The sequence below is a fragment of the Dactylosporangium salmoneum genome (assembly GCF_039532525.1).
GTDB lineage: Bacteria > Actinomycetota > Actinomycetes > Mycobacteriales > Micromonosporaceae > Dactylosporangium > Dactylosporangium salmoneum.
Map to the genome: position 1 here is coordinate 1 of NZ_BAAARV010000121.1, position 4,310 is coordinate 4,310.

General features: G+C 73.1%; 4 protein-coding genes and 2 tRNA genes. 4 read left to right on the plus strand and 2 right to left on the minus strand.

The window, feature by feature from the left end; all coding sequences use genetic code 11:
* Positions 1 to 93: 93 nt before the first annotated feature.
* Entirely contained in the window at positions 94 to 738 is a 645-nt protein-coding gene (locus ABD352_RS51490) for a hypothetical protein (protein ID WP_344620004.1), read from the minus strand.
* A 205-nt stretch (positions 739 to 943) separates the two neighbouring features.
* On the opposite strand from ABD352_RS51490, the gene ABD352_RS51495 reads away from it, so the two are divergent.
* The 4 genes from ABD352_RS51495 to ABD352_RS51510 all read left to right on the plus strand — a co-directional run bounded on the left by ABD352_RS51495 (position 944) and on the right by ABD352_RS51510 (position 3,261).
* Positions 944 to 2,182, plus strand: a complete 1,239-nt coding sequence (locus tag ABD352_RS51495; protein WP_344620005.1) for an FAD-binding protein — start codon at positions 944 to 946, stop codon at positions 2,180 to 2,182.
* Positions 2,183 to 2,191: 9 nt separating this feature from the next.
* A complete protein-coding gene (locus ABD352_RS51500) occupies positions 2,192 to 2,980 on the plus strand; it encodes a fumarylacetoacetate hydrolase family protein (RefSeq protein WP_344620006.1) in 789 nt (262 codons plus the stop codon).
* A 78-nt stretch (positions 2,981 to 3,058) separates the two neighbouring features.
* A tRNA-Gln gene (locus tag ABD352_RS51505) sits at positions 3,059 to 3,130 on the plus strand.
* A gap of 55 nt (positions 3,131 to 3,185) precedes the next feature.
* Positions 3,186 to 3,261: transfer RNA gene (locus ABD352_RS51510), tRNA-Glu, on the plus strand.
* A gap of 430 nt (positions 3,262 to 3,691) precedes the next feature.
* Here ABD352_RS51510 and ABD352_RS51515 read toward each other — a convergent pair.
* A complete protein-coding gene (locus tag ABD352_RS51515; RefSeq protein WP_344620007.1) occupies positions 3,692 to 3,964 on the minus strand; it encodes a hypothetical protein in 273 nt (90 codons plus the stop codon).
* Positions 3,965 to 4,310 lie beyond the last annotated feature (346 nt).

A 4,310-nucleotide genomic window follows, 5' to 3' on the forward strand; every position in this document is an offset into this window, starting at 1 on the left:
GACACAGACGTGATCTTCCCTGACAGGGTTAGCGAAGATCACGCCGAGGTATCACAACGCTCTCTCAGGCGCCACGGTCGCGGCGGCACCGCGTCAGGCGCCACACTGCGGCCACGGCACCGAGATCGCCGGCGCGACCGTTACGCACGGCAGGGGAGGGGCGGACGGGGCCGGCATCGCACCCGACGGCGGTCGTGGCGATGCCGCCCCGGCGACCACCGTCGTGCTCCGCATCGGCTCCGGGGCTACCGCCGCCTTGGCGACACCGCCGTGGCCAGCATTGGCTCGGGCGCGGGTGGGGTCGCCGTGCGAGCGGTCGCCGGCTTCGTCGCCGGCGGCCTGGTAGTCGGCCGCTTGGTGATAGGGGCCTTCGTGGTCGGCTCCCCACCCGCCGTCGTGGGCGCGGTACTCACGGCGGGTGCGGTCGCCCCCGTGCCGGCCGCGGTCGCCCCCGTGCCGGCCGCGAGCGCCCCGGTGCTGGCCGCGGGCAGCGGTCGTCGGCGGGAGGACGGCCGTCGCGGGCGAGGGGGCCGCGGCGGCCGATTCGCTGATCGGCGCGGCCAGCGCGCCGTTGCGCGACATGTCCTCGGTCCTCGACGGCGAACCGGTGTTCCCGGCGGCCGCGATCACGATGCCGCAGAACACGAACACGCCGAGAACGCCCGCGGCCAGCACGATGTACCAGCCGCGCTTCCGCGCCCTCGGCGCAGGCAGGAGCGGGTGTGTCTTCCGGACCATGCCCAGCTGCGGCTGACCGGCCAGGCCCGGCACTCCGAACTCCGGCGTGGTCCGGCATCCGGGCGGTCGGGAAGGCGACCATGGCCAAGGCGGCGCGCCGCCGGGCAGTATGGCTCCGGGCCGGCCGCCACCGAGGCGAGGGCACGGCCCGGCGGTCGCCGCGCGGTAGCGGCCGGCCCGGATCGCGGCATGGCGAGGAGACGAGATGGCCGAGCGGCTGAAGAACTGGGCCGGCAACATCGAGTTCGGCCCGGCGAGGGTGCACCGCCCCGAAACGGTCGAGCAGGTGCAGCGCATCGTGGCGGGGGCCGCGCGGGCGCGGGTACTCGGGACCGGGCACTCCTTCAACCCGATCGCGGACACGCCCGGGGACCTGATCAGCGTGGCCGGGCTCCCGGCCGACATTCGCATCGACCGCGAGCGGGGGACGGTCAGCGTCGCGGGTGGGGTCCGATACGGGGAACTGGCGCGGGAGCTGGACGCCGCCGGGTACGCGCTGCACAACCTCGGGTCGCTGCCACACATCTCTGTGGCCGGCGCGGTCGCGACGGCCACGCACGGGTCGGGCGTCGGACTCGGGAATCTGGCCACCGCTGTCGCCGGGGTGGAGATCGTGACCGGCGGGGGCGAGCTGGTGTCGCTCGGGCGCGGGGACGCGGACTTCCCCGGCAGCGTGGTCGCGCTCGGGGCGCTCGGCGTCGTGGTGCGGGTGACGCTGGACGTCGTCCCGGCGTACCAGGTGAGCCAGCACGTCTTCGAGCGGCTCCCGCGCGCGCAGCTCGACGCGCACTGGGAGGAGATCGCGGGCGCGGGATACAGCGTGAGCCTCTTTACCGGCTGGCGAGGCGACACGGTCGACCAGGTGTGGATCAAGCGCCGCGAGGGGGACGCGCCCGCGCCGGCCGAGTTGTTCGGGGCCGGACCGGCCGCCGGGGCGCGGCACCCGATCGCGGCCATGTCGCCGGTCAACTGCACCGAGCAGGGCGGCGTGCCCGGGCCCTGGCACGCGCGGTTGCCCCACTTCCGGCTCGAGTTCACCCCGAGCGCCGGCGACGAGCTGCAGTCTGAGTACTTCGTGGCGCGCGCGGACGCGGTCGCCGCCTTCGCCGCCGTGGAACGGGTGCGTGACCTGGTCGTTCCCGCCTTGCAGATCTCCGAGATCCGCACGGTCGCGGCGGACGGGCTGTGGCTCAGCCCGCACTACGAGCGCGACAGCGTGGCGTTGCACTTCACCTGGGTACCGAATAATGATCTTGTTCTTCGGGCGGTTGAGGCGCTGGAGGCGGAGCTTGCACCGCTCGGGGCGCGGCCGCACTGGGGCAAGGTCTTCCGGCGCGCACCGCGGCTTCCGCGCACCAGTGACTTCGTCGCGCTCGCCGAGCGGCTCGACCCGCGGGGCACGTTCCGCAACGCGTTCGTGGAGCGCCATGTGTGGGCGGAGTAGATTTCCAGCGTGCGTATCGCTCGTTTCGCCCACAGCAGTGGCATGTCGTTCGGAGTCGTCGAGGGTGAGCCCTCGGCAGGGCTGGCGGGCCTGACCGTCGCGGAGATCGAGGGGCACCCGTTCGGGGAGGTGCGGTTCACCGGGCAGCGCTGGGCCGTCGCCGACGTGCGGCTGCTCTCGCCGATCCTGCCCAGCAAGGTCGTCTGCGTGGGGCGTAACTACGCCGACCACGCGGCGGAGCTGGGCAACGACGTGCCCAAGGAGCCGCTGCTCTTCCTCAAGCCGTCCACCTCGATCATCGGCCCGAACGACGCGATCCGGCTGCCTCCGCAGTCCCAGCAGGTCGAGCACGAGGCCGAGCTCGCCGTCGTGATCGGGGTCACCGGCGCGCGCCGGGTCGACCGCGCGGGCGCGGCGGCGGCCATCTTCGGGTACACCTGCGCCAACGACGTGACCGCGCGCGACCTGCAGCGCAAGGACGTGCAGTTCACCCGCGCGAAGGGCTTCGACTCCTTCTGTCCGATCGGCCCGTGGATCGTGACCGGCGTGGACGTCAGCGACGTCGAGGTGCGCTGCGAGGTCAACGAGGAGGTCCGCCAGCTCGGTCGCACGAAGGACATGGTGTTCGACGTGCCGACCCTGGTGTCATATGTGTCACACGTGATGACGCTGCTCCCGGGCGACGTGATCCTCACCGGCACCCCCGCCGGGGTCTCCCCGATGGCGGCCGGCGACGAGGTCGTGGTCTCGATCGAGGGCATCGGCGCGCTCAGCAACAGGGTCCTGACCTTGGATTAGGCGTGTCGCCGACAACCGATTTGGCGTGACACGAGACCTCCGGTAAAGTTCTCTTCCGGCGCGGTAAGTGAGCGCCGATGGGGTATGGGGTAATTGGCAGCCCGACTGATTCTGGCTCAGTTAGTCTAGGTTCGAGTCCTGGTACCCCAGCACCGCAGCAAGATCGCGGTGCTGTATTGTTCCACCGCACGTTGGTTAGTACTGGGGCCCCGTCGTCTAGCGGCCCAGGACGCCGCCCTCTCAAGGCGGTAGCGCCGGTTCGAATCCGGTCGGGGCTACCACGTAAGGCCGCACCTCTTCGGAGGTGCGGCCTTTTTCGTTTGGTACCTCCCTGACGCGCCCCTTCCGCGCTTGCTGTGCCGTGCGCCACTCGAGTCCGGACCGTGCTCGCCTTCCGCAGCCCTTTCGACGGCGCCCTCGGCCGGCACCCGCCCGTCTCGGCCGGCACCCGCCCGGCCGCGCGGGGGCATCGCCGGTCGGCCTGACAGCGTCGTCCGGTCGCGATGAGCCGTCCGTGGCCCACCGGCCTTGGCCGGGCCCGTCAACGGCCGTGTGAGAGCTATCTGTCAGATGGCGCGTAGACAGCCGACCTCGGCTCGGGGCCACAAACGGTTCGCGCCCGCGCCGGCCGATGCCGCGCGGGCGCGTCGCCCATAGAACATTTCCTGCGGCCGGCGCCGTTGGAGGCTCACAGCGCGCGGTGGCCGGGACCTACAGCTGGGTCGCGATCCCCAGCAATGCGGCGATGAACACGAACAGGCCGATCATCGCCGTCATGCAGCCGCCGCGGCCGCCGCCGCTGCTCGTGGCGCTCGGCTGCGTGGGCGGGGGACCCTGCGGCTCCTGGGGCGCGGGAGGGGTCGGCGCTTCGCGGCCGCCCTGGCCGTGCTCCGGAGGGCTATCCGGGGTTCCCGAGGGGATGGCGTGGCTGCCGGCCGAGTCCTCCGGCTCCGGCGGGCTGGCGGGTATGGTCGAATCGGGCACTGGCAATCCTTCCAGCTGGTGCGCTCCGGGACCGCGCCCCGGATCCGCCACTGCCGCCCGCGTCCGCGCCCGGGTGCTCCCGGACGCTCTGGACGGCGCGTCCCGCCGATCGTAAGCGCGTCCGCGCGGCGCGCAAGCTGTTCGCCATTGAGCTGCGTCGTGGGCCGCTCCCCGAGCGCGCCGGCGAACCGCCGCAGCCCCTTCCGAGGTCCCGTGCCCGCTGTGCCACCGAGCCGCGTGCCACCGCGTGCCGCCCGTGCCACCGCGTGCCGCCCGTGCCACCGCGTGCCGCCCGTGCCGCCGCGTGCCGCCCGTGCCGCCGCGTGCCGCCCGTGCCGCCGCGTGC